This window comes from Arthrobacter sp. 2YAF22_2 (assembly GCF_052114645.1).
In the GTDB taxonomy this organism is placed as follows: Bacteria; Actinomycetota; Actinomycetes; order Actinomycetales; family Micrococcaceae; genus Arthrobacter.
On record NZ_JBFRFD010000390.1, the window covers coordinates 1 to 3,604 of the forward strand.

A 3,604-nucleotide genomic window follows, 5' to 3' on the forward strand; every position below is an offset into this window, starting at 1 on the left:
GGGCCATGAGTTCGAACGTGACCGCGGTCAGCTACGGCGTAAATCTGTCTCTTCCCGAGGTGCAGCTGCTGCGCCGGTCGCTGGCCGGAGCGGGCCTGGAAATCGGCGCCGAAAGCACCGCCGGCGACAACCGCTACTCGGTTTTCTCGGCCGACTGCACCCTGCCGCAGACCGTCACGGCGGTTGGGCTCGCCGGACTCCGACGGAGCATCGCCGCAGCCGGCGTCGTCGGCGTTGACACCGCCATTGTTCCGGCTGCCCTGCGGCGGGCCGGCAGGAAGTTCCTGATCATGGATGTGGACTCCACCCTGATCCAGCAGGAAGTCATCGAGCTGCTGGCCGCCTATGCGGGCAAGCGCGAGGAAGTGACTGCCGTAACCGAGGCGGCCATGCGCGGCGAGCTCGACTTCGCGCAGAGCTTGCACGCCCGGGTGGCAGTGCTCGCCGGGCTGTCGGCCGACGTCGTCGATTCCGTCTGCGCGGAGGTGACCCTCAGCGACGGCGCCGCCGAGTTGGTGGCGGCCTTCAAGGCGGCCGGGCACGCCGTTGCCGTCGTGTCGGGTGGGTTCAACCAGATCCTGCGCCCGATTGCGGAGGGCCTCGGGCTGGACTACTGGATTGCCAACGAACTCGAAATTGTCGACGGCGCACTGACCGGCAAGGTGCTCGGCGACGTGGTCGACCGCGCCGCCAAGGAGAAATACCTGCGCGAGTGGGCGGCCGCCGAGGGGATCCCGATGGAGCACACCATCGCAGTGGGCGACGGCGCCAATGACCTGGACATGCTGGGAGCCGCCGGCCTCGGGGTGGCTTTCAACGCGAAACCGGCGGTCCGGGAGGCGGCCGACGCCGTTGTGAACATGCCCTACCTGGACGCCGTCCGGTACCTCGCCGGCGTCTAAGGCGTTAACCGGGGAGACGGCACGTCGCGGCAATGTCTGCGATAAACATTGCCGCGACGTGCCACCTCGGACGGCCCGGGGCCTGCGCTGACTGCGGGTGCTGCGCAGCTAGGGGCCGCGGGCTGCGCTGCTAGTTTGAGCCGGTTTCGGCAGCCTTGTCGAGGTAGTCGGCGCCGCCGACGTACTCGGTGTGCCCGGTTTCGACGTCGGCCGTAGCCATCTTGGCGACCTCCGCACCGAATTCCTTGACCGAGTAGAGCTTCCCGGCTTCGGCCCGGCGGGCTTCGATGGCGCCCGGGTTGGAACGGTCCAGCAGCGTGGCGGTGACGGTGCCTTCGATCATGTCGCCGGAGACGACCACCAGCGAGATGCCCTTGTCGGCCAGGGCAGGCACGAGTTCGYGGAGCGCGTCTTCGCCGGCGCGCTTGCTGCGGGCGACCGGCTCGTACTCGGGCATGGTGGGGACGGTGTCAATGAAGTGGGCCTGGTGGCTGGTTACGAAGACCACCCGGGAGCCCTCGGGCATCAGCGGCACGGCGGCGTTGAGCATGTTCACCTGGGCGTCGCGGTTGAGCTTGAGCGCGTAGCCCTCTTCCATGCCGGATTCCATGCCGCCGGAGGCGTTGAGGACCAGCAGGTCGAGCGAGCCGAAGTTTTCCATCRCAGCGCTGGCGAGAGCCTGGACGCCTTCTTGCGTAGTCAGGTCCGCGCCCACGGCCGCGGCACGTCCGCCGGCAGCTTCGATCTCGGCGACCACTTTGTTGGCGCGCGGTGCTTTCTGGCGGTAATTCACGACGACGGCGGCGCCCTCGGCGGCGAGGAATTTGGCGACCTCCGCCCCGATGCCCCTCGATGAACCGGTCACGATTGCGGTCTTGTTGTCCAGCAGTCCCATTCGAGCTCCTTTGTTCCAAACATCCAAATACTGTGGGTCCGCTGTCCATCATGCCAGCGCTTTGCAGCATTTCAGTTGTCCGGGATCCACAAAGAAGCTCAGCATGCCTAGTTCGGGGCGGATGCGCGGATGGAGGTCCGGGGCGACCTCGGCGCACGTCCGGGCAGGCTCGGCAACGTCGGGAACGTCGGGACATGCCCTCCGGGACACCCCGCCACTGGACATAGTGCCAGCATGCCCGGTGTCCGTGGCCAGCACTGGACATGTCCCCCGTGGTCCGCGGCGAAGACTGGACATGCCCTCCGGGACACCCCGACCACCCCGACCAGAACCGGACATGCTCCCCGTTAGTAGCCGGGTCCGACAAGCGTGGGGACATGCCCTCCGGGCCACCCCGCCGCTGGACGTAGTGCCACTATGTCCAGTGTCCGCACCGAAGACTGGGCATGCTCCCGAGGGCCGGGCCAGGACCGGGCATGTCCCGAGGGGACCGCACCGAAGACTGGGCTTGCTCCCGAGGGCCGGGTCAAAACTGGGCATGTCCCCCGCGGCCGCGGCGCGGAGGCGAAACCCCGGGTCAGCCCCGGTCGACCCTGATCTTCTTGGACGCTTCGCCCGTGGTTGCGACCGGTGCCGGTGCGCGGACCTCGAGGACGCCGTCCTTGTAGCTGGCGGTGATGTCTTCTTCCTTCGCGCCGGGCGGCAGGGCGATGCTGCGCACGAAAGAGCCGTAGCGGAATTCCGAGCGGTAGCCGGTCTTGCTCTTGTGCTCGGACTTCTCCTCGCGTTCGGCCTTGATATGCAGCATGCCGTCGCTGACCGATACGTCGACGTCCCGCTCAGGGTCGATGCCAGGGACTTCCGCCCGTACCACCAGGGTGCTTCCGTCCTGGAACTGCTCGACTTTGATGGTCGACCCCATCGTCAGGTCGCCATCAAGGAAGCGTCGAACAGGCTCCAACATGTCCGATGGCGCCCACTTGCTCAGATCAGCCATGATTCTTCCTCCTGGGTCCACGCCCTGCCTTTGCGCGGCCAAGGGCTGYCACTCCATTACACGCCCGCGGCAGCCGCACGCCAAGGGCCAAAGGCCCGGCACCGCCGCCGGTCCGTCTCCCCTACGCTGACGACGGCGGCGTCCGCCTGCCGCCGTCGTCTGTGTAGTCCTCGGACCTAGTGGCCCATCCCGAGGCCGCCGTCGACCGGGATCACCGCGCCGGAGATGTAGGCAGCCTCGTCGCTGGCGATCCAGCGGACGACGTCGGCCACCTCGGACGCTTCGGCGAAGCGGCCCGCCGGGACCTTCGACAGGTAGTCCTTCTGCGTGGCCTCCGGAAGTTCGGCGGTCATGTCCGTGTTGATGAAGCCCGGGGCCACCACGTTCGCCGTGATGCCCCGCGCCCCGAGTTCCCGGGTGAGCGAACGGGCAATGCCGACCAGGCCCGCCTTGGATGCCGAGTAGTTGATCTGCCCCGGGGCGCCGTACAGGCCGGAGACCGACGAAATCAGCACCACGCGTCCCTTACGCGCCCGAATCATGCCCTTGGAGGCGCGCTTGATGACGCGGAAGGCACCGGTGAGATTCGTGTCGATCACCGAGGTGAAATCATCCTCGCTCATCCGCATCAGGAGCGTGTCCTTGGTGATGCCGGCATTGGCGACGAGAACCTCCACGGGGCCATGCGCCGCCTCGACCTCGGTAAACGCCGCGTCCACGGAGGCCTCGTCGGTGACGTCGGCCTTGACGCCGAGGATACCCTCCGGAAGCGTCGTCTCGCTGCGGTAGGTCACTGCCACCTTGTCGCCG

General features: G+C 67.5%; 4 protein-coding genes. 1 reads left to right on the forward strand and 3 read right to left on the reverse strand.

Translation table 11 applies throughout. The features are described 5' to 3' along the window. The first annotated feature begins 5 nt into the window (after positions 1-5). Positions 6-902, forward strand: a complete 897-nt coding sequence (gene serB / locus AB4Y86_RS14555; protein ID WP_441402913.1) for a phosphoserine phosphatase SerB — start codon at positions 6-8, stop codon at positions 900-902. A gap of 130 nt (positions 903-1,032) precedes the next feature. Here the strand turns inward: serB and AB4Y86_RS14560 are convergent, their stop codons facing one another. The 3 genes from AB4Y86_RS14560 to fabG all read right to left on the reverse strand — a co-directional run. Continuing rightward, complete coding sequence (locus AB4Y86_RS14560; protein WP_441402910.1) at positions 1,033-1,797, reverse strand: SDR family oxidoreductase; 765 nt, start codon at positions 1,795-1,797, stop codon at positions 1,033-1,035. Between the two features lie 577 nt (positions 1,798-2,374). After that, complete coding sequence (locus AB4Y86_RS14565) at positions 2,375-2,794, reverse strand: Hsp20/alpha crystallin family protein (RefSeq protein ID WP_441402911.1); 420 nt, start codon at positions 2,792-2,794, stop codon at positions 2,375-2,377. A 176-nt stretch (positions 2,795-2,970) separates the two neighbouring features. Continuing rightward, on the reverse strand, positions 2,971-3,604 hold a 634-nt coding region (gene fabG, locus AB4Y86_RS14570), incomplete at its 5' end, for a 3-oxoacyl-ACP reductase FabG (protein ID WP_441402912.1).